Annotated in this window: 24 protein-coding genes; 10 read left to right on the forward strand and 14 right to left on the reverse strand. The window is 65.9% G+C overall.

The annotated features are described in order from the left end of the window. Window positions 1–42: 42 nt before the first annotated feature. Window positions 43–942, forward strand: a complete 900-nt coding sequence (locus ACRQ5Q_RS02695; protein ID WP_439372561.1) for an EamA family transporter — start codon at window positions 43–45, stop codon at window positions 940–942. Here the strand turns inward: ACRQ5Q_RS02695 and ACRQ5Q_RS02700 are convergent. Genes ACRQ5Q_RS02700 through ACRQ5Q_RS02715 form a run of 4 tightly spaced genes read right to left on the reverse strand, consistent with a single transcriptional unit; the run spans window position 939 to window position 3,413 of the window. Next, window positions 939–1,421: a DUF1178 family protein gene (locus ACRQ5Q_RS02700; RefSeq protein ID WP_439372562.1), complete on the reverse strand. Its 483-nt coding sequence runs from the start codon at window positions 1,419–1,421 to the stop codon at window positions 939–941. The two genes, ACRQ5Q_RS02695 and ACRQ5Q_RS02700, sit on opposite strands and share 4 nt — an antisense overlap. After that, window positions 1,418–2,296, reverse strand: a complete 879-nt coding sequence (locus tag ACRQ5Q_RS02705) for a carbon-nitrogen hydrolase family protein (RefSeq protein WP_439372563.1) — start codon at window positions 2,294–2,296, stop codon at window positions 1,418–1,420. Before ACRQ5Q_RS02705 ends, ACRQ5Q_RS02700 begins: the two co-directional genes overlap by 4 nt. Next, on the reverse strand, window positions 2,293–2,568 hold the full coding sequence (grxC, locus tag ACRQ5Q_RS02710) for a glutaredoxin 3 (protein ID WP_439372564.1): 276 nt from the start codon (window positions 2,566–2,568) through the stop codon (window positions 2,293–2,295). Before grxC ends, ACRQ5Q_RS02705 begins: the two co-directional genes overlap by 4 nt. Window positions 2,569–2,615: 47 nt before the next feature. Beyond that, window positions 2,616–3,413 (reverse strand): ComF family protein, encoded by a 798-nt coding sequence (locus ACRQ5Q_RS02715; protein ID WP_439395897.1) that lies wholly within the window; start codon window positions 3,411–3,413, stop codon window positions 2,616–2,618. Window positions 3,414–3,477: 64 nt separating this feature from the next. Here ACRQ5Q_RS02715 and ACRQ5Q_RS02720 point away from each other — a divergent pair, with 64 nt between their 5' ends. Further along, entirely contained in the window at window positions 3,478–4,326 is an 849-nt protein-coding gene (locus tag ACRQ5Q_RS02720) for a methyltransferase domain-containing protein (RefSeq protein ID WP_439375781.1), read from the forward strand. Between the two features lie 25 nt (window positions 4,327–4,351). Here the strand turns inward: ACRQ5Q_RS02720 and ACRQ5Q_RS02725 are convergent, their stop codons facing one another. From ACRQ5Q_RS02725 to ACRQ5Q_RS02735, 3 genes are all read right to left on the reverse strand, one after another. Continuing rightward, window positions 4,352–4,762 carry a (deoxy)nucleoside triphosphate pyrophosphohydrolase gene (locus tag ACRQ5Q_RS02725; protein ID WP_439372566.1) on the reverse strand — a complete coding sequence of 137 codons (411 nt, stop codon included), beginning with the start codon at window positions 4,760–4,762 and terminating at the stop codon, window positions 4,352–4,354. Window positions 4,763–4,793: 31 nt separating this feature from the next. Beyond that, window positions 4,794–6,035, reverse strand: coding sequence for a bifunctional glutamate N-acetyltransferase/amino-acid acetyltransferase ArgJ (argJ, locus tag ACRQ5Q_RS02730; RefSeq protein ID WP_439372567.1), 1,242 nt, complete (start codon window positions 6,033–6,035; stop codon window positions 4,794–4,796). Window positions 6,036–6,164: 129 nt separating this feature from the next. Then, window positions 6,165–7,073, reverse strand: coding sequence for a peptidylprolyl isomerase (locus tag ACRQ5Q_RS02735; RefSeq protein ID WP_439372568.1), 909 nt, complete (start codon window positions 7,071–7,073; stop codon window positions 6,165–6,167). A 352-nt stretch (window positions 7,074–7,425) separates the two neighbouring features. On the opposite strand from ACRQ5Q_RS02735, the gene secA reads away from it, so the two are divergent. Next, a complete protein-coding gene (gene secA / locus ACRQ5Q_RS02740) occupies window positions 7,426–10,266 on the forward strand; it encodes a preprotein translocase subunit SecA (RefSeq protein WP_439395899.1) in 2,841 nt (946 codons plus the stop codon). A 339-nt stretch (window positions 10,267–10,605) separates the two neighbouring features. Continuing rightward, entirely contained in the window at window positions 10,606–12,423 is a 1,818-nt protein-coding gene (gene ligD / locus ACRQ5Q_RS02745) for a DNA ligase D (protein WP_439399965.1), read from the forward strand. Between the two features lie 30 nt (window positions 12,424–12,453). Here the strand turns inward: ligD and ACRQ5Q_RS02750 are convergent, their stop codons facing one another. The 4 genes from ACRQ5Q_RS02750 to ACRQ5Q_RS02765 all read right to left on the reverse strand — a co-directional run bounded on the left by ACRQ5Q_RS02750 (window position 12,454) and on the right by ACRQ5Q_RS02765 (window position 16,887). Then, window positions 12,454–13,989 carry a L,D-transpeptidase family protein gene (locus ACRQ5Q_RS02750; protein WP_439372572.1) on the reverse strand — a complete coding sequence of 512 codons (1,536 nt, stop codon included), beginning with the start codon at window positions 13,987–13,989 and terminating at the stop codon, window positions 12,454–12,456. Window positions 13,990–14,508: 519 nt separating this feature from the next. Continuing rightward, on the reverse strand, window positions 14,509–15,471 hold the full coding sequence (locus ACRQ5Q_RS02755) for an acetyl-CoA carboxylase carboxyltransferase subunit alpha (protein WP_439372573.1): 963 nt from the start codon (window positions 15,469–15,471) through the stop codon (window positions 14,509–14,511). A gap of 292 nt (window positions 15,472–15,763) precedes the next feature. After that, a complete protein-coding gene (xerD, locus tag ACRQ5Q_RS02760; protein ID WP_439395901.1) occupies window positions 15,764–16,723 on the reverse strand; it encodes a site-specific tyrosine recombinase XerD in 960 nt (319 codons plus the stop codon). Between the two features lie 17 nt (window positions 16,724–16,740). Beyond that, complete coding sequence (locus tag ACRQ5Q_RS02765; RefSeq protein WP_283022976.1) at window positions 16,741–16,887, reverse strand: histidine kinase; 147 nt, start codon at window positions 16,885–16,887, stop codon at window positions 16,741–16,743. Between the two features lie 160 nt (window positions 16,888–17,047). On the opposite strand from ACRQ5Q_RS02765, the gene ACRQ5Q_RS02770 reads away from it, so the two are divergent. The 3 genes from ACRQ5Q_RS02770 (at window position 17,048) to ACRQ5Q_RS02780 (ending at window position 20,214) form a co-directional block, all read left to right on the forward strand. Next, window positions 17,048–17,671: a shikimate kinase gene (locus ACRQ5Q_RS02770; RefSeq protein ID WP_439372575.1), complete on the forward strand. Its 624-nt coding sequence runs from the start codon at window positions 17,048–17,050 to the stop codon at window positions 17,669–17,671. Continuing rightward, window positions 17,668–18,816 (forward strand): 3-dehydroquinate synthase, encoded by a 1,149-nt coding sequence (aroB, locus tag ACRQ5Q_RS02775; RefSeq protein ID WP_439395902.1) that lies wholly within the window; start codon window positions 17,668–17,670, stop codon window positions 18,814–18,816. The genes ACRQ5Q_RS02770 and aroB overlap by 4 nt, the downstream gene beginning before the upstream one ends. A gap of 93 nt (window positions 18,817–18,909) precedes the next feature. Beyond that, window positions 18,910–20,214 (forward strand): HlyC/CorC family transporter, encoded by a 1,305-nt coding sequence (locus ACRQ5Q_RS02780; RefSeq protein WP_439372577.1) that lies wholly within the window; start codon window positions 18,910–18,912, stop codon window positions 20,212–20,214. A 32-nt stretch (window positions 20,215–20,246) separates the two neighbouring features. Here the strand turns inward: ACRQ5Q_RS02780 and ACRQ5Q_RS02785 are convergent, their stop codons facing one another. Continuing rightward, window positions 20,247–20,516 (reverse strand): BolA family protein, encoded by a 270-nt coding sequence (locus ACRQ5Q_RS02785; protein ID WP_439399966.1) that lies wholly within the window; start codon window positions 20,514–20,516, stop codon window positions 20,247–20,249. Window positions 20,517–20,622: 106 nt separating this feature from the next. Here ACRQ5Q_RS02785 and ACRQ5Q_RS02790 point away from each other — a divergent pair, with 106 nt between their 5' ends. Next, window positions 20,623–21,252, forward strand: coding sequence for a J domain-containing protein (locus ACRQ5Q_RS02790; RefSeq protein WP_439372578.1), 630 nt, complete (start codon window positions 20,623–20,625; stop codon window positions 21,250–21,252). A gap of 253 nt (window positions 21,253–21,505) precedes the next feature. On the opposite strand, the gene ACRQ5Q_RS02795 is transcribed toward ACRQ5Q_RS02790, so the two are convergent. Beyond that, entirely contained in the window at window positions 21,506–22,600 is a 1,095-nt protein-coding gene (locus tag ACRQ5Q_RS02795; protein WP_439395904.1) for a citrate synthase/methylcitrate synthase, read from the reverse strand. Between the two features lie 83 nt (window positions 22,601–22,683). Here ACRQ5Q_RS02795 and ACRQ5Q_RS02800 point away from each other — a divergent pair, with 83 nt between their 5' ends. Beyond that, window positions 22,684–23,901: a citrate/2-methylcitrate synthase gene (locus tag ACRQ5Q_RS02800; RefSeq protein ID WP_439395906.1), complete on the forward strand. Its 1,218-nt coding sequence runs from the start codon at window positions 22,684–22,686 to the stop codon at window positions 23,899–23,901. Window positions 23,902–23,958: 57 nt separating this feature from the next. Here ACRQ5Q_RS02800 and ACRQ5Q_RS02805 read toward each other — a convergent pair whose 3' ends face one another. Next, entirely contained in the window at window positions 23,959–24,618 is a 660-nt protein-coding gene (locus ACRQ5Q_RS02805; protein ID WP_439372581.1) for a DedA family protein, read from the reverse strand. A 295-nt stretch (window positions 24,619–24,913) separates the two neighbouring features. On the opposite strand from ACRQ5Q_RS02805, the gene cobS reads away from it, so the two are divergent. Beyond that, window positions 24,914–25,912 carry a cobaltochelatase subunit CobS gene (cobS, locus tag ACRQ5Q_RS02810; protein WP_025032652.1) on the forward strand — a complete coding sequence of 333 codons (999 nt, stop codon included), beginning with the start codon at window positions 24,914–24,916 and terminating at the stop codon, window positions 25,910–25,912. Window positions 25,913–25,938 lie beyond the last annotated feature (26 nt).

Raw genomic sequence — 25,938 nt, forward strand, 5'->3', positions numbered from 1 at the left:
AGCGGCAGGTTGGCTCCAGATCCCTTCCTATCCACCCAACCTATGCTCACCGTCGCCAGCCTCTGGATTCCCTTCACGGTCATCGCTGCGCTCGGCCAGGTCGCGCGCAATGCGATGCAGCGGTCGTTGACCAAGCCGCTGGGGACCTGGGGCGCGACCAATATCCGCTTCCTGTTCGGCTTCCCGTTCTCGCTGCTGTTCCTCGGCGTGGTGCTGGTCGCGACCGGCGATCATATCGGCATGCCGCCGGCCGTGTTCTGGCCGTGGTTGCTGCTCGGGGCGCTCAGCCAGATCGTCGCGACCGGCCTGATGCTGCTTGCGATGAATGACCGATCCTTCGTGGTGACCACGGCCTACCTCAAGACCGAGGCGATCCAGACCGCGATCTTCGGCTTCGTCTTTCTCGGCGATCATCTGACCTGGCTCAAGGTGCTGGCGATCGTGATCGCGACCGTCGGTGTCGTCATCACCGCGCTGCGCCCCGGCGGCGAGAAGAGTTTTGCGGAATTGAAGCCGACCATCACCGGCCTTGTCGCAGCTGCGGCATTCGCGCTGTCGGCGGTCGGTTTTCGCGGCGCGATCATCACGGTGCCGAACGTGTCGTTCGTGACGGCCGCCTCGTTTACGCTGGTGCTCGGCCTGTTCGTGCAGACGCTGGTGCTGACGATCTACCTGCTCTGGCGCGCGCCGGACGTGCTGCGGGGCATCCTCGGACTGTGGCGGCCGTCGATGCTTGCCGGCTTCACGGGCGCCTTCGCCTCGCAGTTCTGGTTTCTGGCCTTCGCGCTGACGGCCGCCGCCAATGTCCGCACGCTCGCCTTGATCGAGGTGCTGTTCGCGCAAGCCGTGGCCTACTACTCGTTCAAGCAGCCGATCGCGCCGCGCGAGATTTTCGGCATCGCACTGATCGTGATCGGCGTGGCGGTGCTGGTGGGAGCCTAATTCCGGTCTTCCGGCAGCGTCGGCAGCGGCGAGACCTCGATGCCTTCGTCGATCAGCGACTTCGCCTCTTCCGGCGACGCCTCGCCGTAGATCGGGCGGTGCTCCTTGTCGCCGTAATGCATCGCGCGCGCTTCGTTCGCAAAGCGCTCGCCGACATTGTCGGCGTTCTTGACGATGTGGTCGCGCAGCTCTTTCAGCTTGGCGCGCAGCTCGCGCTCCTGCGCCATCAGCAGCGAGGTCGGCCCTGACGGCGCAGCCTCGGGCGTGGTTGCAGCCACCGGCTCCGGCGGCGGTGTCGCCCGCCCGCGGCCCTTCTTGCCGACGATGCGCGGCGCCATGATCGCCTTGTCGACCTTGGCCGAGCCGCAGATCGGGCAGGTTACGAGTTTTCGCTTCACCTGCGACTCATAGGCGGACGAACTCTGGAACCAGCTTTCGAAGGCGTGGTTCCGGTCGCAATGGAGCGCGTAGCGGATCATGCCGATCCCCGTACGAGATGCAGATGGTCCGGCCCGGCCTTGGGGTCGGCGACGCCGAAGCGGCGGCCGTGCTGGAGCGACGGGATCGCGCGGCGCGCGGTCTCGACCTTGGCCGGATCGATCTTGGCCATGATGATGCCGGGCTCGACATCGCCCTCGGCGAGGATCTCGCCCCAGGGATCGATGATCAGCGAGTGACCATAGGTCTCGCGCTTGTTCTCGTGGTTGCCGGCCTGCGCCGCGGCGAAGATGAAGCAGCCGGTCTCGATTGCGCGGGCGCGCAGCAGCACGTGCCAATGCGCTTCGCCGGTCTTGCGGGTGAAGGCGGAGGGCACGGTGATGAAGTGGGCGCCGCTCTCGGCCAGCGCGCGGTAGAGCGCGGGGAAGCGCACGTCGTAGCAGATCGTCAAGCCCACCCGGCCCCAGGGCAGGTCGGAGATCACGGCGGTCTCGCCCGGCTGGTAATTGGCGGATTCGCGATAGCTCTCGCCGTCCGGCAGCTCGATGTCGAACATGTGGATCTTGTCGTAGCTCGCGAGCACATTGCCCTCGGGCCCGATCAGGAAGGAGCGGTTGACCGCCTTCTCCGGCGAGAAGCGCAGCGCCAGCGAGCCGACATGGATGTGGATCTTCAGTTCCGCGGCGAGCGCGCGGTAGGCCTTCAGCGAGGTGTCGTCCTCCTCACTCTGCAGATGCTCGAACAGCGCCTTGCGGTTCAGCTGCATCATGTTGCTGACTTCGGGCGTCTGCACGTAGTCGGCGCCGCCCGCCGCAGCCTGCCGGATCAGCCTGGTGGCCTGCGCGAGGCTGGGCTCCGGCAACAGGCCGGTGCGCATCTGCACCATCGCGGCGGTGAAGGTCCTGTTGTCGCTCATGATACCGCCTTCACGCTTTCGAGCAGGCCGTCGAGCTTGCCCTCGCGATCGAGCGCGTAGAGATCGTCGCAGCCGCCGACATGGGTGCCGCCGATCCAGATCTGCGGGAAGGTCGAGCCGTCGCCGGCACGGTCGTACATCTCCTGGCGCCAGGACGGGTTCTTGGCGACATCGAACTCGGTGAAGGTCGCCTTCTTGCGGGTCAGCAGGGACCTCGCGGCGGAACAATAGCCGCAGCCCGGCCTGGTATAGATCTCGACAGCAGCAGTCATCTCGTCCGGCGCTCTCATGTCATGAATTCATTGAATTATATGGGACTTCACCTGACCTCCACAACCCGGGCGAACACGAGCACGTCCACCTGGGCTACCTTGGCGCGGAGCAGGGCGCGCGCGCAGGCATCCAATGTCGCACCTGAGGTCAGGACGTCGTCGACCAGCACGACGCGGCGGCCCTGGACCTCGGCCTGACGGTCCGGAGATACCTGGAATGCGCCCTGCACATTGGTGGCGCGCTGGGCCCGCGACAGGCCGATCTGCTGCTCGGTGGCACGGACTCGCTGCAGCACGTCGCCCCGCACCTTGACGCCGCTCTGCCGCTCGATCACGCGCGCCAGCGCTCCGGACTGGTTGTAACGCCGGCGCCAGGCCCGCCGCCAATGCAAGGGCACCGGCACCAGCATGTCGGCGCCCGTCAGCAGCTCGCCGCCCGCGCGCGCCATCCAGCGGCCCATGGCCGGCGCCAGATCGGTGCGATCCTGATATTTCAACGCATGCACCAGCGTGCGCGCGACGTCGTCATAGCGCACCGCCGCGCGCGCCCGCTGGTAGGCCGGCGGGCTCGCGATCGCCTCCATCGACAGCATGTCGGGGCCGGGGTCGTAAACGAAGGGGATGCCGAGCCGCGGGCAATACGGCCGTTCGATGAACGACAGCCGCGCCCAGCACGAAGCGCAAACGCCCTCGCCGTCGACCGGCTCGCGGCAGGATACGCACAGCGTCGGCAGCGCAATGTCCAGCGCTAGCCGCGCCGCGCGCGACAGCACATGGCGGCCGGCCGTCCATGCGGCACGCAGTGGTGCGGAGATGGAACGGGAAGGGGCGGCGTTGGCTTCCATGAGGGGAGGCTAGCGCTGCACGCAGCGGATTGCCAGAACAGTGGAGATCGGCGTAACCAGCGGCATGGCCCAGAACCCCCAGACTCCGCCCGCTTTGTTCGATCGCGCCTTGCTGCATGCGAGGCAACGGCGCGCGAAAGGGCAGGGCGCCGTGAGCTTCCTGCTCGACCGGGTCGCCGAGGACTTGTCGGACCGATTGGCGGCCGTGATGCGGGAGTTTCACGCCCCGGCCGATCTCTGGACGCCCGGTGACGGTCTCGCCGCGCTGCGCGCGCGCCTGCCTTCCATCGAACGGGTCGCGCTCGATGCGGCCGGCGTGGAAAAACTGCCCTTCGCGCCGGAAAGCCGCGACCTCGTCGTCTCGGCGCTGGCGCTGCAATTCGTCAACGACCTGCCGGGCGTGCTCGCGCAAATCCGTCGGGCGCTGAAGCCGGACGGGCTCTTGCTCGCCGCGATGATCGGCGGCGACAGCTTGACCGAGCTGCGGCAGGCCTTTGCCGCGGCGGAGGCCGAATGCGAGGGCGGCGTGTCGCCGCGTGTCGCGCCGTTCGCTGATTTGCGCGACATCGGTGCGCTGTTGCAGCGGGCGGGCTTTGCGTTGCCGGTAACCGATGTCGATCGCGTCGTGGTGCGTTATGGCAATGCGTTCGCGCTGATGCAGGATCTCCGCCGCATGGGCGCGGCCAATGTTCTGCTCGAGCGCCGGCGTACACCGACGCGCCGCGCGACGCTGCTGCGGATGGCCGAGATCTACGCCGGGCGCTTTGCCGATGCCGATGGCCGCATCCGCGCGACGTTCGACATCATCTGGCTCTCCGGATGGGCGCCGCATGCGAGCCAGCAGCAACCGCTCAAGCCGGGGTCGGCGAAAGCAAGCCTGGCGGAGGCGGTGAAGAAGGCGGGGAAAGAGTGAGTCGTTTGTCGTGAGCCTGCCGGGCTCACATCAGCAAATCGATCAAATGCGGGATCAGCGGGATGTCCGCGGGCGGCATCGGGTAGTCGCGCAGCTTGTTGGCGCGGACCCAGGCGAGGTTCTGGCCCTCGCGTGGGGTGACCATCCCTTCCCAGCGCCGGCAGATGTAGAGCGGCATCAACAGATGAAACGTCTCGTAGCCGTAGCTGGCGAAGGTGAGCGGCGCCAGGCACGGCTCGGCGACGGTAATGCCGAGCTCCTCATGCAGCTCGCGGATCAGGCTCTGCTCCGGCCGTTCGCCCGGCTCGAGCTTGCCGCCGGGGAATTCCCACAGGCCAGCCAGTGCCTTGCCTTCGGGGCGCTGCGCGATCAGGACGCGCTTGTCGGCGTCGACCAGCGCGCAGGCCACTACCAGAGTCAGTTTGAGATCGGCCATGCTTTGGCGCGCCCCGCGATGACGATTGCAACTACGATCGATAGTCTCCGTTGATCGCCACATATTCCTTCGTGAGGTCGCAAGTCAGCACGCGGTCGCGGCCTTTGCCGAGGCCGAGCGAGACCTTGATCGCGATCTCCGGCGCCTTCATCGCCTCCGACACCTGCGCCTCGTCATAGGACGGATCGCGCGCGCCGCTCTTGGCGACGCGGATGCCGTTGAAGGAGATCGAGAGCTTGTCGCGATCGGCCGGCTCGCCGGCCTTGCCGACGGCCATCACCACGCGGCCCCAATTGGCGTCCTCGCCGGCGATCGCGGTCTTGACCAGCGGCGAGTTGGCGATCGACATCGCGATCTTGCGCGCCGAGGCCTTGGTCTTGGCGCCCTCGACGGTGATCTCGACCAGCTTGCGCGCGCCCTCGCCGTCGCGGGCGACCTGCTCGGCGAGGTTGGCGAGCACCTGGTTGAACGCCTTGACGAAGCCCTTCAGCCTGGGATCGCTGGGGCGGCTGATCTTGGGTGCGCCGTGCTCGGCGGCGGCGCCGGTGGCGAACGCCAGCAGGGTGTCCGAGGTCGAGGTGTCGCCGTCGATCGTCACCGCATTGAAGGTGTCCTCGACGCCGGCCTTGAGCAGCGCCTGCAGCGCTGCGGGCGCGATCGGCGCGTCGGTGAAGATGAAGGACAGCATCGTCGCCATGTCTGGTGCGATCATGCCGGCGCCCTTGGCCATGCCGTTGATGGTGACCTTGGCCTTGCCGAGCTTGACGGTCGCGGTCGCGACCTTCGGGAAGGTGTCGGTCGTCATGATGGCCTTGGCCGCGGCGAGATAGTCGCCGGGTTCGGCGGTCTCGGCGAGGCGGCCCAGCACGCCGTCGAACTTGGTCGCATCCAGCGGCTCGCCGATGACGCCGGTCGAGGCCAGGAAGATTTCACCCTCGCTGCAGCCGACCGCCTTGGCCGCAATCTTCGCGGTCAGCGCGGTGGAGGCGCGACCGGTCTTGCCGGTGAAGGCATTGGCATTGCCGGAATTGACGACGAGCGCGCGCGCCTTGCCGCCCTTCAGTCTGGCGCGGCACCACTCCACGGGCGCCGAAGCGCATTTCGACTTGGTGAACACGCCGGCGACCGCCGTGCCCTTGTCCATCACCGCCAGCAGCACGTCGGTACGGTTCTTGTAACGGATACCGGCCTCGGCCGTCGCAAGGCGGATGCCCGCGATCACGGGCATGTCGGGAACGTGTTGCGGGGCGAGCGGGGAGACGGCTGAGGACATCGTGGGGCGCCTTGGTGGGTCTGGACATGCAGATGGCCGGGCCATCAAGTGCAAAGACGTGCTTCGCACTTTAGGCCCGGCCATTGCGACGTTAGATACTATTGGCGTCCGCGAAGTGACAGCGAATTCTTACTTCTTCGCCGGCGGCGCCATCTTGCTGTCGGAGGGCTTGGCCGCGTCGGCGGGCTTGGCGTCCGCCGCCGGCTGATCCAGCCGCTCGACCTTCGCCTCGGCGCGCAGCTTGGCGACGTAGTCGGCCTGAGCCTTGCGGGTGACGTAGTTCTCGATCTGCGCCTTGACCTGCTCGAAGTCCGGCGCCTTGCGGGCGCGCTTTTCCTCGACCTTGATGATGTGCCAGCCGAACTGGGACTTCACGGGGTCGGAGATCTTGCCCGGCTCGAGCGCGAAGGCGACGGCCGAGAATTCCGGCACCATCTGCTCCTTGGTGAAGAAGCCGAGGTCGCCGCCGTCGGCGGAGCCCGGATCCTTGGACTTCTTCTTGGCGAGCTCGGCGAAATCGGCGCCCTTTTCGAGCTCGGCCTTCACCGCCTTGGCCTCGTCCTCGGTCTCGACCAGGATGTGGCGGGCGCGCACCTCCTGCTCGCCGGTGATCTGCTTGGAGGCTTCCTCGTAGACCTTCTTCATGGCGTCCGGCGTGGTGGCGGCCTTGCCCTCGTTGGCGAGGATGCTGTCCATCAGCAGGCGGTTGCGGGCGAACGCCAGACGCTTCTTGAACTCCTCGCTGTCGGCGACTTTCTTGTCCTCGGCCGCCTTGGACACGATTTTCATGTCGATCAGGAACGACAGGACGTTCTCGTCCTTGGTAGCCGGGTCCATCTGGGCGAGGCTCGGCCCGAGTTCCTCCTCTGCCATGGCAACGTCGCTCTTCTTGATTTCAGCTCCATTGACCTTCGCCAGGACCGGATCGTCGGCAGCCCGGCCGGGACCCGCGATCAGCGCCAGCGCAAGGCAGCCCACGAGGGCGGTGGCGAGGCCGAAGCGCAGGCCGGTTTTGGTTACCGGGAACGAGGTGGTCATGGAAAATCCTTTTGTTGAAGCAGGGGGCTGCTCGAGCGGGGCGGACACTCGCCCAATCAGGGGGGCTTGGCAACGCGAAAAGTCTGGCAAAATGATGAATTAGCCGCAACGCGCCCGCCGTTGACAAGGCCATGACCGGGCCATATCTCTGCCCGGTCGCGTCCATGGGGATGGCGTTTATTTTGCTGCGTTTTTGGCCGTTGAACCCAGACTTGCCCAATTCCCACCCATATGGCGGATGACCCCCGCAGTCCGGGCTCTGACGTCATCGGGCGTCACGGTGAGTTGATAGGCCGGCGGGTGACAACTTCTTAGGCCCAACGCGGTTGAATCGCGAACACAGGAACCAGGCATGATCGGCGCGCTCGCCCGCAAGTTTTTCGGCTCCGCCAACGACCGGCGGGTGAAGGGATACCAGTCCCGCGTCAACGCGATCAACGCGCTGGAGCCCGAGGTCTCGAAACTCTCCGACGAGGCGCTCAAGGCCCGCACTACCGAGTTCAGGAAGCAGCTCGCCGAGGGCAAGACCCTGGACGACCTGCTGGTGCCCGCCTTCGCCACGGTGCGCGAGGCCGCCAAGCGCACGCTCGGCCAGCGCCATTTCGACGTCCAGCTGATCGGCGGCATGGTGCTGCACGAGGGCGACATCGCCGAGATGAAGACCGGCGAAGGCAAGACGCTGGTCGCGACCCTCGCGGTCTATCTCAACGCGCTCGCCGGCAAGGGCGTCCACGTCGTCACCGTCAACGATTACCTCGCCCGCCGCGACTCCGGCTGGATGGGCCAGATCTACGCCTTCCTCGGCATGACCACCGGCGTGATCGTGCACGGCCTCGACGATGCCGAGCGCAAGGCCGCCTATGCCTGCGACATCACCTACGGCACCAACAACGAATACGGCTTCGATTACCTGCGCGACAACATGAAGTACCGGCTCGAGGACATGGTCCAGCGGCCGCACTTCTTCGCCATCGTCGACGAGGTCGACTCCATCCTGATCGATGAAGCGCGCACGCCGCTGATCATCTCCGGGCCGCTCGACGACCGCTCCGACTTCTACAACACCATCGACGGCTTCCTGCCCAGGCTCGACAAGTCCGACTACGACGTCGACGAGAAGCAGCGCACGGTGACGCTGACCGAAGCCGGCATGGAGAAGATCGAGACGCTGCTGCGCGATGCCGGTCAGCTCAAGGGCGAGTCGCTGTACGACGTCGAGAACGTCTCCGTCGTGCACCACATCAACCAGGCGCTGCGCGCCCACACGCTGTTCACCCGGGACAAGGACTACATCGTCCGCGACGGCGAGGTCGTCATCATCGACGAGTTCACCGGACGCATGATGCCGGGCCGGCGCTATTCGGAGGGCCTGCACCAGGCGCTGGAGGCCAAGGAGCACGTCCAGGTCCAGCCCGAGAACCAGACGCTGGCCTCGATCACGTTCCAGAACTACTTCCGCATGTATGAGAAGCTCGCGGGCATGACCGGTACCGCCGCGACCGAAGCGGACGAACTGTTCGACATCTACAAGCTCGAGGTCGTGGAGATCCCGACCAATCTGGCGATTGCGCGCCTCGACGAGGACGACGAGGTCTACCGTACCCAGAAGGAAAAATACGCCGCCATCCTGGCCGAGATCGAGCGCGCCAACGCGCGGCTGCAGCCCGTGCTGGTCGGCACGGCCTCGATCGAGAAGTCGGAAGTGCTTGCCGAGTTCCTGAAGCAGAACGGTTACAAGCAGATCGATTTCGGCAAGGAGAACGCGCTCGACAAGCTCTATGCCGCCGCCCGCGCGGGCAAGCCGTCGAAGCTGTTCGCGGTGCTGAACGCGCGCTTCCACGAGCAGGAAGCTTATATCGTCGCCGAAGCCGGGGTTCCCGGTGCGATCACGATCGCAACCAACATGGCCGGCCGCGGTACCGACATCAAGCTCGGCGGCTCGCTGGAGATGCGTATCCAGCAGGAGACTGCCGGGATCACCGACGAGGCCGAGAGGGCCAAGAAGATCGAGCAGATCAAGGCCGACATCGCGCATTTCCGCGACATCGTGCTGAAGGCGGAAGAAACTGTCGAGATCGAGCCGGCGAAGGGCAGCAAGCCCGCCAAGACCGTGAAGAAGCCCGGCGGTCTCTACATCATCGGCTCCGAGCGCCACGAATCCCGCCGCATCGACAACCAGCTGCGCGGCCGTTCCGGCCGTCAGGGCGACCCCGGCCGCTCGAAGTTCTTCCTGTCGCTGGAAGACGATCTGATGCGCATCTTCGGCTCGGATCGCCTCGACAGCATGCTCCAGCGTCTCGGCCTGCAGGAGGGCGAGGCGATCATCCATCCCTGGATCAACAAGGCGCTCGAAAAGGCGCAGCAGAAGGTCGAAGCCCGCAACTTCGACATCCGCAAGAACCTCCTCAAGTTCGACAACGTCCAGAACGACCAGCGCAAGGTGATCTTCGACCAGCGCGTCGAGCTGATGAAGGACGACAGCGTCGCCGAGACCGTCACCGACATGCGTCACGCCTTCATCGACGACCTCGTCGCCAAGCACGTGCCCGAGCACGCCTATGCCGAGCAGTGGGACGTCGCCGGCCTGAAGGAAGAGCTGAGGCGCGTGCTCGATCTCGACCTGCCCGTCGACGAATGGGCCAAGGAAGAGGGCATCGCCGACGAGGAGCTGCTTAACCGCATCGAGACCAAGGCCGACGAGCACATGGCGGCCAAGGTCGCGCAATGGGGTCCCGACGTGATGCGTTACGTCGAGAAGACCATCCTGCTGCAGACGCTCGACCATCTCTGGCGCGAGCACCTGATCATGCTCGACCATCTGCGCCAGGTCATCGGCCTCCGCGGTTACGGCCAGCGCGATCCCTTGCAGGAGTACAAGACCGAGGCCTTCAACCTCTTCCAGGAGATGAGCGCTCACCTACGCGAGGCCGTCACGGCGCAGCTGATGCGGGTCGAGATCGTCCCGCCGGAGCAGGAAGCTCCGGTGCTGCCGGCGATGGAAGCGCACAAGTTCGATCCGAACACCGGCGAGGACGAGATGGCACTCGCCAGCGTCACGCTCGGCGCGCAGGCCACTGACGCGGCGCTGCGCGATCCCAAGAACCCCGCGAGCTGGGGCAAGGTCGGCCGCAACGAGGACTGCCCGTGCGGCTCGGGCAAGAAGTACAAGCACTGCCACGGGCGGTATGCTTGAGGCGAATTACGCCTGAGGCGCGAAGCTCGCGCTTCACGCTTCGCCGTCGTCGCCCGGCTCGACCGGGCGACCCAGTACGCCGCGGCGGGATCGCCCGATTACATCGGGCGATGACGGTCCACTCTGTGGAGCGCAGTTAACTCCGGCGACAATCTCGCCGTCGGCTCGTTCGCGAGCAAGGATATCTCTGCGGTCGACCGCGTGCTGACCATCTTCCCAAAACTCGGCCAGCGCGGGGCCGCGCTCTCCGAAAAACTTTCTCTCTTCAAAGGCTTCGCCGCCCATCAGCCGATTTTGTTTCGAACCGGAACGAATCTGCTGCGCGGCGTTGAATCCGGGATGTGTGCCGTTGCGTTGCGTCCGTCGGGAGTGTCGCGCCTAGCCGGCGTGCGCAAGACTCCGATTCCGTCTTACATCGCGCCGTGCGATCCCACGCTGCGCGAAACGCCGCCGCAAGGCCGCGGCTGGGTCTTCGAGATCAAGGCCGACGGATATCGGGCGCAAACTCACCTGCAAGCCGGCGCGGCCACGGTCTATTCGCGCGCCGGCTACGATTGGACCGAGCAGTTCTCGTCGATTGCGTCCGCCGCGCGCAAGCTCAAAGCCAGGAGTGCGATCATCGATGGAGAGGCCGTGGTCTATGGCAGTGGCGGCTTGCCGGATTTCCAGCAACTGAGGCGCGAACTCGGCGCCAAGCAGAGCCGCCGCGTTCGCTATCATGCCTTCGATCTGTTGTATCTCGACGGCCATGATTTGCGCGGCGTCGCCTTCGTCGAGCGCAAGCAGCTGCTGCAGCGCCTCCTGAAAGATGCGCCCGAGACTTTCATCTATGTCGAGCATGTCGAGGCCGACGGCGAGGAAATCTTTCGCCATGCTTGCAGGCTCGGCCTCGAAGGGCTGCTCGCCAAGCGCGCCGACGCACCCTATCGCTCCGGACGGCAGGAAACCTGGCTCAAGCTGAAATGCAAGAAGAGCGAGACCTTTCCGATTGTCGCCTTCGTCGAGAAGCTGGGCGCGCACCCGCGGAAGGTGGCTTCGCTCTATGTCGGGCGTCACGCGGATGGACGCCTGCTTTATGCCGGCAAGGTGCGCACCGGATACACCGAGGCGACCGCGCGTGAATTGCGTGAACGGCTGGACCCACTGATCCGGCGCAACTCTCCGCTCGACATGCCCGTGAAGAAGCCCAAGGCCACCTGGGTCGAACCGGCGGTGAACGCCGAGGTGGAATATGGCGCTCTGACCGACGATGGCCTGCTGCGCGAAGCCGTGTTCAAGGGCCTGCGCGACGATCTGGCGCCGCGCAAGGTCAGGGCGCCACGGTTGGTGCCTTCATCCGTCGGACGGCCGAAGCTCGGCGTTCCCGGGGAGAATATCCTGCAGCTGCTGCCCGATGCGGTGGTGCCGTCGAAGGATGAGCTCGCGCGTTACTGGACGCGCGTCTGGAAGAAGGCGCTGCCGCATCTGGGGCATCGCCCGCTCAAGCTGGTGCGCCACGTGCACGGCACGACGTTCTATCACAAGGGGCCGCTGCCGAAGGACATCCCGCAAGCGGTCCACCAGCTGCGCATCCAAAAGCGCGAAGGCGGCGAGGGCACGCGGCTGTGGGTGGACAGCCTTGACGGCTTCCTCGGCCTCGTCGAGCTCGGCGCCGTCGAGCTGCACCCCTGGAATTCGAGGGTTGAGGATGTCGAGCACGCCGATCGCATCGTGATCGACCTTGATCCCGGCGACGGTGTCGAATGGGATGTCGTGGCTGAGACCGCCCTGGAGCTTCGCACGCTGATGAGACGTGAGGGGTTTGCGACCTGGCCCAAGCTGACCGGGGGCAAGGGCATTCATTTGATGGCCCCGCTCGACGAGCCAATGCTGCACGATCGGGCGCATCGCGTGGCCCGCGATGTCGTGGCGGATTTCGCATTGCGTCGGCCTGAGCGGTACGTACTCTCGGCCCAGGCCCGGCGGAGCGGCCGCATCTTTCTCGACTATTTGCGTAACGGCCGCGGCACCACCGCGATCGGCACCTTCTCGCCACGGGCGCGCGAAAATTTTCCCATTGCTGCGCAAGTGACGTGGAAGCGGATCGAAAGCGGCATCGTGCCGGATGCGCTCACGATCCAAGGTCCCTACCGTGCGGTGCAGAGAAAACAGCAGTGACGGCGCGCTCGGGCGCCAGCCGTCGCCCGCTTACTTAATCGCCCCAAAGCGGCTGTCGAACGAGTTCGACTGCACCACCGGCGCGGCCCCGGCCATCTGGGTGCCGTCGCTCGCACCATCCGAGGCGGACGGCTTCAGCGCAGGACGCGTCTGGGCAAGCCGCGTGTCAGGCTGCGGCCTCGGCGGCTCTGCTGCCGGCTTGGCGGCGGCCACCGCCGGCTTTGGCGCATCCTTTGTGGCATCCTTGGACTTGTCATGCCCCGGCACGAGCCGGGTCACGGCAGCCGTCAACCTCGACGCTGCGGTCGGCGGCGTCGTGGAGGTCGTAGCCGGCGTCACTGACGCGGTCGCTTGCGGCGGTGGAGGCGTGGTGGTCGCCGTGGTGTCGGCGGTGCCAAGGCCCATCTTGCGGCCGAGGTTGGAGAAGAAGCCGCCGCCTTGCGATTTCTCGGCGGGCTGAGCTGCGGCGACGCGGGTGTTGGTCGCGGGCGCGCTGACGGCGACGACCGGCTCTTCCTGCTGCGCAGGCGCAGGCGCGGTCGCGACTGCGTCGAGATTCGGCTTGGGCGGATTGACGTGTCCGGGGATCGTGCCGGGCGCCTTCGCCATCGCCAGCATCTGCAGCGTGGTGCCCTCGGCGCCTTCCGACAGGCCCGTCGAGCCTTCCGGAATCTTGGCGGCAAAGATCTTGTTCATGCCGCCGTCGATGCCGGTGTTCATGCGCGCCACCGGCGTACCCTTGGCGACGAGCTTGGCGTATTCGGCCTCGTCCTTCGCCTGCTTCTCGCGCACGGCGCTGGCGATGTCCTCGGGGATCACATAGGCCGGGCATTTCGCGGAGGCGTCGAACACCGGATCGCGCTTGGCGTCGGCCGGCTTCGCGGCGTCGAAGACGTACTTCTTCTCGCAGAAATCGACCTTCGGCTCCTGCCGCGTCACCTCGAAATGATCATAGCCTTCCTTGATCATCTTCCAGAAGGCCATGTTCGGATTGTTCCGGTGCTTGGCCATGTTCACCGGCGTCATCTTGAACGGATAGGCCTGCAGCTGGAACGCCTTCTGGCCGCCGAAGAAGGATTCGCGCCCCAACGAATAGATCTCGGCGATCTGCTCGTCGGTCATCGCGTAGCAGCCGCGCGACGAGCAGTCGCCATGCACCATCAGCTGCGAGCCGGTGCGCCCCAGCGCCTTGTCGAACGCGTTCGGATAGCCGGTGTTGAAGGAGAGGTAATAGGCCGACTGCGGATTCATCTGGCTCGGATTGATCGAGTAGAATCCTTCCGGTGCCTGGCGGTCGCCTTCGCGCACCTTGGGGCCGAGATCGCCGGACCAGCGGCAGATCGGATAGGTCTTGAGCAGCGCGAACTGGCCGCTCCGGGTCTGCTTCCAGACCTCGAGCTCGGCCTCTTGCTTGAACAGGCGCACCAGGATCGGCGATTGCAGGTCCATGTCCTTCTCGACCATCGCGGCGAGAAGTTTTGGCGGCACCGGCTGGTTCGCCTTGGCGTTGGTCGCGAGCGAGACCTGGTCGGTGTCGCAGCCGGACAGCAGGACGCCGGCCGTCATCAGCGCAACCGAAGCCAAGAGCGCGCGAGCAAGCGAACGAGAAATCAAGATGGACCCCACACCATGCCGGGCAGAGAGCGCGAACCCCAATTCTTTTGGCGCATGATCAGACCGGACAACCACCCGACGTGACGGGCTCGTTCAGACCACACTCCAGCGCTTATGCCCTGAAGCCATTGATTAAAATTCTAACCTCTGGGTCATGTGGTCGCAACCCGAGCGGGGATCACGAGACCGTTGGCCCAAAGGCGTGGTCAACAGAGAGTTAAATCAGGCCGTAACCTGGAACTGGGCCGGAACTTGGGCCTTGCGGCCAAACTGCCACTGAGATCGCCGATTTGGGCAAAAAAAGGGTTAATGCGGGGTTACCGGGGGGCCACTTCACCTCCCCCGCGGGGGAGGCCGGGAGCGGGCTCGTGCCGCGCTGGGAATGTCGCGAGGGGAGACACCCTCCCCCCAACCCTCTTCGCAGGCGGGGGAGGGAGCAGACCGCCGTCGCGGGCGCTGGAACGGCCCGAATCAGCCCAGTTTCCGGCCGATATCGAGGAATTTTTGCCGCCGCTGCTTGCGGATGGCGTCGCCGTCGAGGCCTTTGAGCTCGTCGAAGGCCTTGGCGATGGCATCGCCGGTGGTGGCGATCATGGCGGCGGGGTCGCGATGGGCGCCGCCGACCGGCTCCTTCAGGATGGCGTCGATCACCCCGAAGCGGAGCATGTCCTGGGCGGTGATCTTCATGTTGTTGGCGGCTTCCTGTGCCTTGGTGCCGTCGCGCCAGAGGATCGAGGAGGCGGCTTCGGGCGAGATCACGCTGTAGATCGCGTGCTCCAGCATCAGCACCTTGTTGGCGGTGGTGATGGCGATGGCACCGCCCGACATGCCCTCTCCGGTGATGATGGCGACGTTCGGCACGGTCAGCGCCAGGCACGCGTCGGTGGAGCGCGCGATGGCTTCCGCCTGGCCGCGCTCCTCGGCGCCGATGCCGGGATAGGCGCCGGCGGAATCGGCGAGCGACAGCACGGGCAGGCCGAACCGCTCGGCCATCTCCATCAGCCGCACGCATTTGCGATAGCCCTCGGGCCGCGCCATGCCGAAATTGTGCCGGATGCGGCTCTCGGTGGAATCGCCCTTTTCCTGGCCCATCACGCAGATCGGCTCGCCGCGGAAGCGGCCGAACCCGGCGACCAGCGCCTCGTCCTCGCCGAACTTGCGGTCGCCAGCGAGCGGGGTGAACTCGGTGATCAGCCCCTTGATGAAGTCGTTGAAATGCGGCCGCTGCGGATGCCGCGCGACCAGCGTCTTCTGCCACGGCGTCAGGTTCGTATAGAGGTCCGCCAGCGCCTGCGCCGCCTTGTCCTCGATCCGGCCGATCTCGTCGCTGATGTCGGTGCCGGAGGCGGCGAGCGCGCGCAATTCGTCGACCTTGGAGTCGAGCTCGGCGACGGGCTTTTCGAAGTCGAGATAGCTGCGCATCTGGTCTTGCATCAACTCAGTATAGGGGGACCGGGCGAAAGAAGCGAAGCGAGGTTGGGGCGCGGAAAGAAGTGTAGTTTCTTCAACGAGTTGGCTTGTGCGCTCGCGGCACTCGGCCAAATCGGTCGTGAGGCCACGGCTCTTTCTGCGGAGATGTGGCCGAAGTCAAGGCGGTTTCCTTCACCTCTCCGCTTGCGGGGGAGGTCGCGCCGAAGGCGCGGGTGAGGGCTTTCTCCCCTCGGGGGCTCTCCGTCCGTGGAAATACCCTCTCTTCCAAGCGCGAGACGGACGCACCTCGCGAGACCTATGTCTCCGCCAGCGGGTGCAGGTCGCGCACCAGGCTCTTCAGCCGTTCCTCGACCACGTGGGTGTAGATCTGGGTGGTCGAGATGTCGGTGTGCCCCAGCAGGGTCTGCACGATGCGCAAGTCCGCGCCGTTGTGCAGCAGATGGCTCGCGAAGGCATGGCGCAGCACGTGCGGGGAGACCAGCCGGGCCTGCAGGCCGGAGGCAACTGCGAGCTCCTTGAGGTCGCGGGCAAAGTGCTGGCGCGTCAGATGTCCGCTCTCGCCGAAGGAGGGGAACAGCCATTTCGAGGCGGCCAGGCTGCCTTTCTTGTTTTCCGTCTTCGCAGCTTCCATTGCCGCGAGATAATCCGCCATTGCCTGCCGCGAGGCCTCGTTGAGCGGCACCAGGCGTTCCTTGTTGCCCTTGCCGCGCACCACGATCATGCGCGCATCGCGCTTGGCCGCTGAGCGCGGCAGCGCCACCAGCTCGGAGACGCGCAGCCCCGTGGCGTAGAGCACCTCCAGCAGGCAGTAGACCCGCAACGCCCGCAGCCGTTTCGACGGCGATACCTCTTCCGCCTCGCTCATTTCCTTGGCGCGGCGGAGCATGCGGTCGACATCCGCGATCGACAGCACCTTTGGCAGGCCGCGGCCGCGCTTGGGGCCCGACAGAATCGCGGCGGGATCGTCGGTGCGGATGCGCTCGTTCAGCAGGAAGCGGTAGAGATGCCGCATCGCCGACAGCCGCCGCGCGACACTGGTGGATTTGAAGCCGCGGCTGTCGAGATCGGCGAGGTAGTCGCGCAGGACCTGCGTCTCCGCATCCGCGAAGCTACGGCCGACGCGGCCGAGAAATTCCGAGAAATCGGTGAGGTCGCGACGATAGGCGTCGAGCGTATTGGGCCCGGCGCCCTGTTCCGCCGCGAGCATGTCGAGGAACAGGCCGGTGAGCTTGCTGTCTGAGGGCTTTGTGCGCATGCCCACGAGCCTAGCTGCTATTTCTTGAGAAACTTATCCGGCGGGATCGTCACCGTCATGTCCCGCGGCTTCGGGTTGACGAAATTCGCCAGCGCGAAGATCACGCCATAGACGATGCCGGCGATCACGGCGACGACCGTCAGGAAGCGGAACAGGCTGGGCATCGGTCTGGGGTCTCTGTCGGGGACGTTGGCAGACAAATTAACTAATGAAATCATCCAACATGTTCGCCGTTTCGTGGCAAGAGTCCTCTGGCGAGGGCCCCTGCGGGGTCGTATAGGTGGCCAAACCATGCCGCCTTTGGCGGCAGATCGAGCGAGATCCATGTCCGACGCCGCGTTGCCGATTCCCGCTTCGCCCGAGGCCGACATCCTGTCGGCCCTGGGCGCGCGCTCGATCGTGCTCGTCGGCATGATGGGGGTGGGCAAATCCACCATCGGCCGCCGCATGGCTGTCAGGCTCAAGCTGCCCTTCGTCGATGCCGACACCGAGATCGAGGCGGCGGCCGGCATGACCATACCGGAGATCTTCGAGCGCCATGGCGAACAGCACTTTCGCGACGGCGAGGCCCGCGTGATCGCGCGCCTGCTCGAGGGCGGCCCGGTGGTGCTGGCGACCGGCGGCGGCGCCTTCATGCGCGAGGAGACGCGGACCCGCATCGCCGCCAAGGCGGTCTCGATCTGGCTTCGGGCAGATCACGACGTCATAATGCGCCGCGTGCGCCGGCGCGCCGATCGCCCGCTGCTCCGGACCGCCGATCCGGAAGGGACGGTGACGCGCCTGCTCACCGAGCGCGAGCCGATCTACCGCAAGGCGGACCTCACCATTGCCTCGCGTGACGTGCCGCACGACAAGATCGTCGAGGAGTGCATCGAGACGCTGCACGCCCATCTCTGCGGCGAACAGTCCGCCCCACCGCCTGCCGACGTTGCGAGTGCCGCACGATGACTGCGCCGTTGAAACATTCCGATCCCATCAACGTCGATGTTGCGCTCGGCGACCGCGCCTATGACATCGTCATCGGCCGCGGCGTGCTGTCTTCGCTCGGCGAACGGATCGCGGCTTTGCGCCCCGGCGTGCGCACGGCCATCGTGACTGACCGCACCGTTGCAAGACACTGGCTTGAGCCGACCGAAGCCTCGCTCGCGGCCGCCGCCATTCCGACCTCGCCCATCGTCGTCGAGGAAGGCGAGAACTCCAAGACCTATGCGGGCCTCGAAAAGGTCAGCGAGGCCCTGATCGCCGCGAAGATCGAGCGCAACGATCTCGTCATCGCGCTCGGCGGCGGCGTGGTCGGCGATCTCGCCGGCTTTGCCGCGGCGATCCTGCGCCGCGGCGTCGATTTCGTGCAGGTGCCGACCTCGCTCTTGGCGCAGGTCGATTCATCCGTCGGCGGCAAGACCGGCATCAACTCGCCGCAGGGCAAGAACCTGCTCGGCGCCTTCCACCAGCCGGTGCTGGTGATTGCCGACACCGCCGTGCTCGACACGCTGTCGCCGCGCCAGTTCCGCGCCGGCTATGCCGAGGTCGCCAAATACGGCGTGCTCGGCGACGAGGCCTTCTTCGCCTGGCTGGAAAAGAACCATTCCGAGATCTTCAGGGGCGGCTCGGCGCGCGAGCATGCGATCGCGACCTCCTGCCGCGCCAAGGCGGGCGTCGTCTCCCGCGACGAGCGCGAGACCGGCGAGCGCGCCCTGCTCAATCTCGGCCACACCTTTGGTCACGCGCTCGAAGCAGCGACCGGTTTCTCCGACCGTCTTTTCCACGGCGAGGGCGTTTCGATCGGCATGACGCTGGCGGCGCAGTTTTCGGCGAAGCTCGGCATGATTGGCGAGGCGGATGCCACGCGCGTCGAGCGGCACCTGATTGAAGTCGGCCTGCCGACGCGCCTGCACGATATCGCGGGCTTCGCGCAGGAAGGGCTCGCCGACGCCGACGCGCTGATGGCGCTGATGGCGCAGGACAAGAAGGTCAGGCGCGGCAAGCTCACCTTCATCCTGCTGGAGGCCGTGGGCCGCGCGGTGATCGCGAAGGATGTCGAGCCGGCGCCGGTGCGCGAGTTCCTGAGAGAGAAGCTCGCGCAGAAGGCCTGATGCGCGGGCTGAGCTTTATTTCGTAAAAGCGTTTTCCGACGAAGTGGATACGGTTCGCGCCCGGAAAACGCGCAAAAGTAACTCGAGTGATGCATGGACTGGCTCGGATTCACCATCGTCGTCCTTTGCCTGCTGGTGTCGGCGTTCTTCGCCGCGAGCGAGACCGCGCTGACCGGCGCCTCGCGCGCCAGCATGCTGCGGCTGTCCAAACAAGGTCACCACGAGGCCGATGTCGTCTCCCAGCTGCTCGACATGCGCGAGCGGCTGATCGGCGCGCTGCTGCTCGGTAACAACATCGCCAACATCGGGGCGTCCGCGCTTGCCACCGGCATCTTCACGTCCTGGTTCGGCGATGTCGGCGTGCTCTATGCGACCGGCGTGATGACCGCGCTGGTCGTGATCTTCGCGGAAGTCCTGCCAAAAACCATCGCCATCAACGCGCCCGACCGCGTCGCACTCGCCGTGGCGCGGCCGATGCGGCTGACGATGTATGTGCTCGGGCCGTTGTTGACGGTGGTCGAAGTCACCGTGCGCCTGCTGATGCGCCTGTTCGGCCTTGCCGGCGAGCACCAGGCGATCCTGTCGCCGACCGAGCGCCTGCGCGGCGCGGTGGACCTCCTGCACCACGAGGGCAAGGTCGAGAAGCAGGACCGCGACATGCTCGGCGGCCTGCTCGATTTGCGCGAGCTCCAGGTCTCCGACGTCATGATCCATCGCACCGAGATGATGATGATCAATGCCGACATGCCGCCGGACGATCTGGTGCGCGAGGTGCTGGCGACCGAATACACCCGCATTCCGCTCTGGCGCGAGAAGCCGGAAAACATCATCGGCGTGCTGCACGCCAAGGATCTGTTGCGCGCGATCCGCGCTTCCGACGGCGACACCTCGCGCATCGACGTCTCCACCATCGCGCTGCCGCCCTGGTTCGTGCCGGAGATGCGGCCGCTCGCCGAGCAGCTCAAGGCGTTCCGCCGCCGCAAGACCCATTTCGCGCTCGTCGTCGACGAGTACGGCGAAGTTGAAGGCCTCGTGACGCTGGAAGACATTCTGGAAGAGATCGTCGGCGACATCTCCGACGAGCACGACGTCGTGGTCGCCGGCGTGCGCGCCCAGCCGGACGGCTCGGTCGTGGTCGACGGCTCGGTGCCGATCCGCGACCTCAACCGCGCCATGGACTGGCATCTGCCCGACGAGGAGGCGACCACGGTCGCCGGCCTCGTCATCCACGAGGCACGCTCGATCCCCGATCGCGGCCAGAGTTTTACGTTCCACGGCTTCCGCTTCCGCGTCCTCCGCCGCGAACGCAACCGCATCACGGCACTCCGTATTTCACCGGTGCCGCGCGAGGCCGAGGTGGAAGAACCCCGGCCGAGAAGGGCCGGGACGTCGTTTTGACTTTCTCTCCCCTCCAGTGGAGGGTGAAAGCTTCACCGTTCCCCAGGCGCCTGTGCGTGGATCGCCAGCGCGTGCACGCTGCCGGAAAGTTCCGCGGCCAGTGCCGAATTTATCATGCGATGGCGCTCGACCCGGGTCTTCCCTTTGAAGGCATCAGACACGATATAAACACGGAAGTGCGACTCGCCGCCCGGCCGATGGCCGGCGTGACCCTCATGCAAATGTGACTCGTCGACGACTTGCAGGCTTTCCGGCGTGAAAGCTTCCTGCAACTTGTTGCTGATAGTATCTTTCATAACCATGAGTGCCATTAAGGGACGCGATCGCACCCCCGTCAACTCCCGGGGTCTTACGCTAATTGCAATGTCAAGACTTGAAGGTTTTTGCGTTGCGTAGTCAAAGTCAGCCATGCCGATCGATTCATCAAAGTTCTTCGACTCCATCCGCGTGAAGCCGCGAGGCAAGCAGCCGGAAGTGAAGCCGCGCGACACCGTCGTCAACTGCGAGTGGGCGGGCTGTGCGAACAAAGGCGCGCACCGTGCGCCGAAGGGCCGCGAGAACCAGCGTGAGTACTGGCACTTCTGCCTCGACCATGTGCGCGAGTACAACCAGAACTACAATTTCTTCTCCGGCATGAATGCCGAAGCGGTCGCACGCTACCAGAAGGACGCGCTGACCGGCCACCGCCCGACCTGGAAGATGGGCGCCAATGGCGGCAAGAAGGGTGCGGAAGAGATCGACATGGCGTCCGATCCTTTCAGCATGTTCTCCGAGATCAACGGCCGCGCCAACTGGCGCAAGGGCCCGGACGCCCAGCCCAAGGCCGAGACGCGCAAGGTGATGAACGCCGAGCGCAAGGCGCTCCAGGTCATGGGCCTCGGTCCCGACGCCACGCTCGCCGACGTCAAGAGCAAGTACAAGGCGCTGGTCAAGCAGCACCACCCCGACGCCAACGGCGGCGACCGCTCCACCGAGGACCGCCTGATCGAGATCATCAAGGCGTATAATTATCTGAAGACGGTGGTGCGGGAGGCGTAGGGCCTCCCTCCTTCTTCCTTCTCCCCTTGTGGGAGAAGGTGACGCGAGCGCCGGATGAGGGGTTGCTTCCGCAAGCGCTGATGCAGATGGGTGTGCGCGGAGAGAACCCCTTACCCGTCTCGCCGCTACGCCATAGCCGATGCAAAGCATCGGCGTTCTTGAGAACGGCGGCCGAAAGGCCGCCTATGCCACCCTCTCCCGCAAGGGGAGAGGGAAAGAACCCAGCGTTCCAACCGATCGTCAGCAAAAGACATCACCCCTCCGGCACCACACCGACATACGACGAACTCGGCCGGATCAACCGCCCCGTCCGCTGCTGCTCTCGGGCGTGCGCGGTCCAGCCTGCGCTGCGTGCCACCGCGAAGATCGGCGTGAACGCCTGCCGTGGGATCGCCAGCGCGTCGAGCAGGATCGCGGTGAAGAACTCGACGTTGGTCTCCAGCGGCCGGTCCGGATTCTTCTTGCGCAGCGCGCTGCGGATGTAGGCCTCGACCTCGCCGGCGAACGGCAGATTGGTGCCGTTGGACGCCAGCGCCTCGACCGCGGTCTTGAGCACGTCGGCGCGCGGATCGCGCACGCGATAGACGCGGTGGCCAAAGCCCATCATCCGCTCGCCCCGCGCCAGCGCCGCATCCACCCACGGCTGGATGCGCTCGCGCGAGCCGATAGCATCCAGCATTTCCAGCACCGGCTCCGGTGCGCCGCCATGCAGCGGGCCCGTGAGCGCGCAGTAACCGGCGGTCACGGCGGCGAACAGGTCAGCCTGCGTCGAAGCCACCACGCGCGCGGTGAAGGTCGAGGCGTTCATGCCGTGGTCGCTGGCGGTGACGAGATAGGCATCGAGCGCGGTGACCTCGCGCGCCGCAGGCGAGCGCCCGTGCAGCATGCGCAGCGTATCGGCGGCATGGCTCACATTCGGATCGGGCGCGACCGGATCCAGCCCTTTTGCACGCCGGACCAGCGCGCCCGCGATCACCGGAAACGCGCCGACGATGGTTGCTTCATGTTCGAGGCCGTGCTCGGCGCGAAGTCCCGCGACCGCCGCGCGAAACCCGTCGACGATCCCCATGCCCCCCGTGGCCGGCAGCAACTCGTCCAGCCGCGCGAAGGCGCGCTCGCGTGCGGCGCCCAGGCTCGCGCGCACATTGGCTTCGCTCAAGGTCGTCCTGCTGGCGCCGTTCCAGAGCCGGGCCGTGACGCCCTCGAAGCTCGATTTGGCGGCAAGCCGGCCGACATGTTCGCCGGCGATGATCAGTTCGCCGCGCTCGCCGTCGACATGGCTCAGCACGGTCTCGGCCGCGGGGACGCCGTCCAGCCCAATCTGGCTTTTGGTGAGGTGGATGTTCATGGCCCAATCTCCCTTCTGCATTTGCACGCTGGGAAAGGTCGGGCCTCTCGACAGATTGATCAATCTTGATTACATAAATCAATATGAAAAATTCCGAGGGCCTCTACCTGTCCGCCCGGGAAGCCGCCGCCGAGCTCGCCATCTCGCCGGCCACCCTCTATGCCTATGTCAGCCGCGGCCTGATCCGCTCCGAGCCGACGCCGGACTCGCGCAAGAACCGCTACCGCGCCGAGGACGTCCGCGCCCTCAAAGAGCGTCGTGTCCCATCCCCGGAGCCGCGCGGCCTGCGCAGCTTCGATGCCGACCTGCCGGTGATGGACACGGAGATCTCGACCATCACCGAGGACGGCGCGATCTATCGCGGCGTCAACTGCGTCGATCTCGCCGAGAACGACACGCTGGAGCACGCCGCGACGCTGCTTTGGGACGTCGCGGGCGTCGATCCCTTCGCGCCGGACAATCAGCCCGTGATGTCCGATGAGATGCGCGCGATCGCGGAAGCCGCCCGCAGGGCGGCGCCGATCGACCGCGCCATCGCCGTGCTGGCGCTAGCTGCGTGCGCCGATCCCCGCGCCTTCACCCGCGCGCCGGACGGCCGCGCCATGGTCGGCGCACGCATCGTCCGCCTGCTGGTCGCGACCATGCTCAACGCCGAGCCGTCGGCCGAGCCGCTGCATCAGCAGGTCGCGCGCGCGTGGGCGCCCGATAACAAGCATGCGCCCGACCTGATCCGCCGCGCGCTGGTTCTGCTCGCCGATCATGAACTGAACGCCTCGACCTTCACCGCGCGCTGTGCGGCCTCGACCGGCCTCAACCTCTATGATTCCGTGATCGCCGGCCTCGCCGCGCTGAAGGGACCGAAGCACGGCGGCGCCGGCGTGCTGGCCTCGCAGCTCGTCAAGACGCTGGTCGATCGCGATGTCGCGCCCGTGGTGCGCGAGCGCGTCGCGCTCGGCGAGCGCTTTGCCGGCTTCGGCCACGGTGTCTACAAGCGCGGCGATCCCCGCGCGCAATCGCTGCTGAACGCACTGTCGCGCGCCGGCGCGCCGCGCAAATTCACCCGGGAGGTCCCCGAGCGGATCGTCGAGGCGACCGGCGAACTGGTCAACATCGACTACGCGCTCGCCGTGCTCGTCCATGCGCTGCGCCTGCCCGCCGGCAGCGAGCTCGCTCTGTTCGCGATGGCCCGCAGCGTCGGCTGGATCGCCCACGCCAGTGAGCAATTGCAGTTCGGCAAGCTGATAAGGCCAAGGGCAAGATACGTAGGGCCGACGCCGGGAAGAAGGGTGGCAGGGTCTTAACGTCTCCCGCTTGCGGGGGAGGGAGCGCACCTCCGTCGCCGCAGCAGCCAAAGCCAATTAGGCCCGCGGCTTGACGGCCGCGACACCACCGCCATTCCGCCGGCGATAGATCCACATCGCCACGCCCACCACGATCGCAACCCCGACCACCGTCAGCATCCAGATGTGCTTGCCGACGTGCCCATGATGATGCAGCCCGGCATATTCGTGCAGCGCCGACACCGCCAGCACACCCGGCAGCACATGCGCGGGCGCCCAGACCAGGATGGCCGGGATATTCACCGTATAGAATCTCGGGGGCGTCATCCCCAGCGCGCCGGCGGTCACCGGTACGAAGGCGCGGATCGGCGGCACGAAGCGGGCGAAGAAGACGGCCCAGGTGCCGAAGCGGTGGAAGAAGGTCTCACTCTCCTCGACCACGCGCGGATAGTTGGTCAGCGGCCAGGTGCTGAGGATCTCGCGCTGCCGCCGGTGCCCGATCCAGTAGGCCGAGCCGTCGCCCAGCATGGCGCCGAGCGCGGCCGCCAGCAGTACCCATGGCAATTTCAGCTCGCCGCCCGGCACCAGGGCGCTCAGTGCCAGGATGATGGTCGAGCCGGGGATCACCGATCCCACCACGGGAACGGCCTCCAGAAGAGCCGCCAGGAACAGGGTCAGGTAGGCCAGCCACGCATGGGCCGAGACGAAGGCGATGAGGGGATCGAGGAAGGACGTCACGTCGACTCTGTAGCAGGCTGGGACTTTTCGGTTCGGACCCTACATATGTAGGGAGAAGCGGCGAAAGTGCCATTTGCGTGGGCAGCCCCATTACCCCGCCCGAAATTCGAGCGTGATTCGCAAGGCAGCCCTCCAAAATCTGCGTTCCTCACCTATCTAAATGAAAAGACAACGGAACTTTGATTGAGGGGCAGGCTTCTGCCGGCACGTTGTCTCTGATAGGTTCGAAAATGCACCCAGCCGCAGCCAACGTGCAATAACTGGTCTCGGGATCGCCCGGGGCCTCGGAGGATTGATGACGACCGCCGCCCTGTCCAAAGTTGAGGAAGTTTCCGGTTTGCCCGACATGAAGGTGTCGGTGCGCCAGGTGTTCGGGATCGACAGCGATCTCGAAGTGCCGGCCTATTCCGAAGTCGATCCTCACGTGCCCGAAGTCGATTCCGATTACCGCTTCGACCGCGCCACCACGCTCGCCATTCTCGCGGGCTTTGCCCGCAACCGCCGCGTGATGGTGACCGGCTATCACGGCACCGGAAAATCCACCCATATCGAGCAGGTTGCCGCCCGCCTGAACTGGCCCTGCGTGCGCGTCAACCTCGACAGCCACATCAGCCGTATCGATCTCGTCGGCAAGGACTCGATTGTGGTCCGCGACGGCAAGCAGGTCACCGAATTCCGTGACGGCATCCTGCCCTGGGCGCTGCAGAACAACGTCGCGCTGGTGTTCGACGAATACGACGCCGGCCGCCCGGACGTGATGTTCGTGATCCAGCGCGTGCTGGAAGTCTCCGGACGCCTGACGCTGCTCGACCAGAACAAGGTGATCAAGCCGCATCCGGCCTTCCGCCTGTTCGCGACCGCCAACACCGTCGGCCTCGGCGACACCTCTGGCCTCTATCACGGCACCCAGCAGATCAACCAGGGCCAGATGGACCGCTGGTCGATCGTCACGACGCTGAACTATCTCAGCCACGACGAGGAAGTCGAGATCGTGCTGGCCAAGGCCAAGCACTATCGCACCCAGGAAGGCCGCGACATCGTCAACAAGATGGTCCGCCTTGCCGATCTCACCCGCAACGCCTTCGCCAATGGCGATCTGTCGACGGTGATGAGCCCGCGCACGGTGATCACCTGGGCGGAAAACTCCGACATCTTCGGCGATATCGGGTTCGCGTTCCGCGTCACCTTCCTCAACAAGTGCGACGAGCTCGAGCGTCCCCTGGTCGCCGAGTTCTACCAGCGCTGCTTCAACGCGGAGCTGCCGGAATCGGCGGTCAACGTGGCGCTCAGCTGAGGTTGGAGATGTCGTCCAGGACAAGC

It is taken from the genome of Bradyrhizobium sp. PMVTL-01 (genome assembly GCF_051861855.1).
Classification (GTDB): Bacteria; Pseudomonadota; Alphaproteobacteria; order Rhizobiales; family Xanthobacteraceae; genus Bradyrhizobium.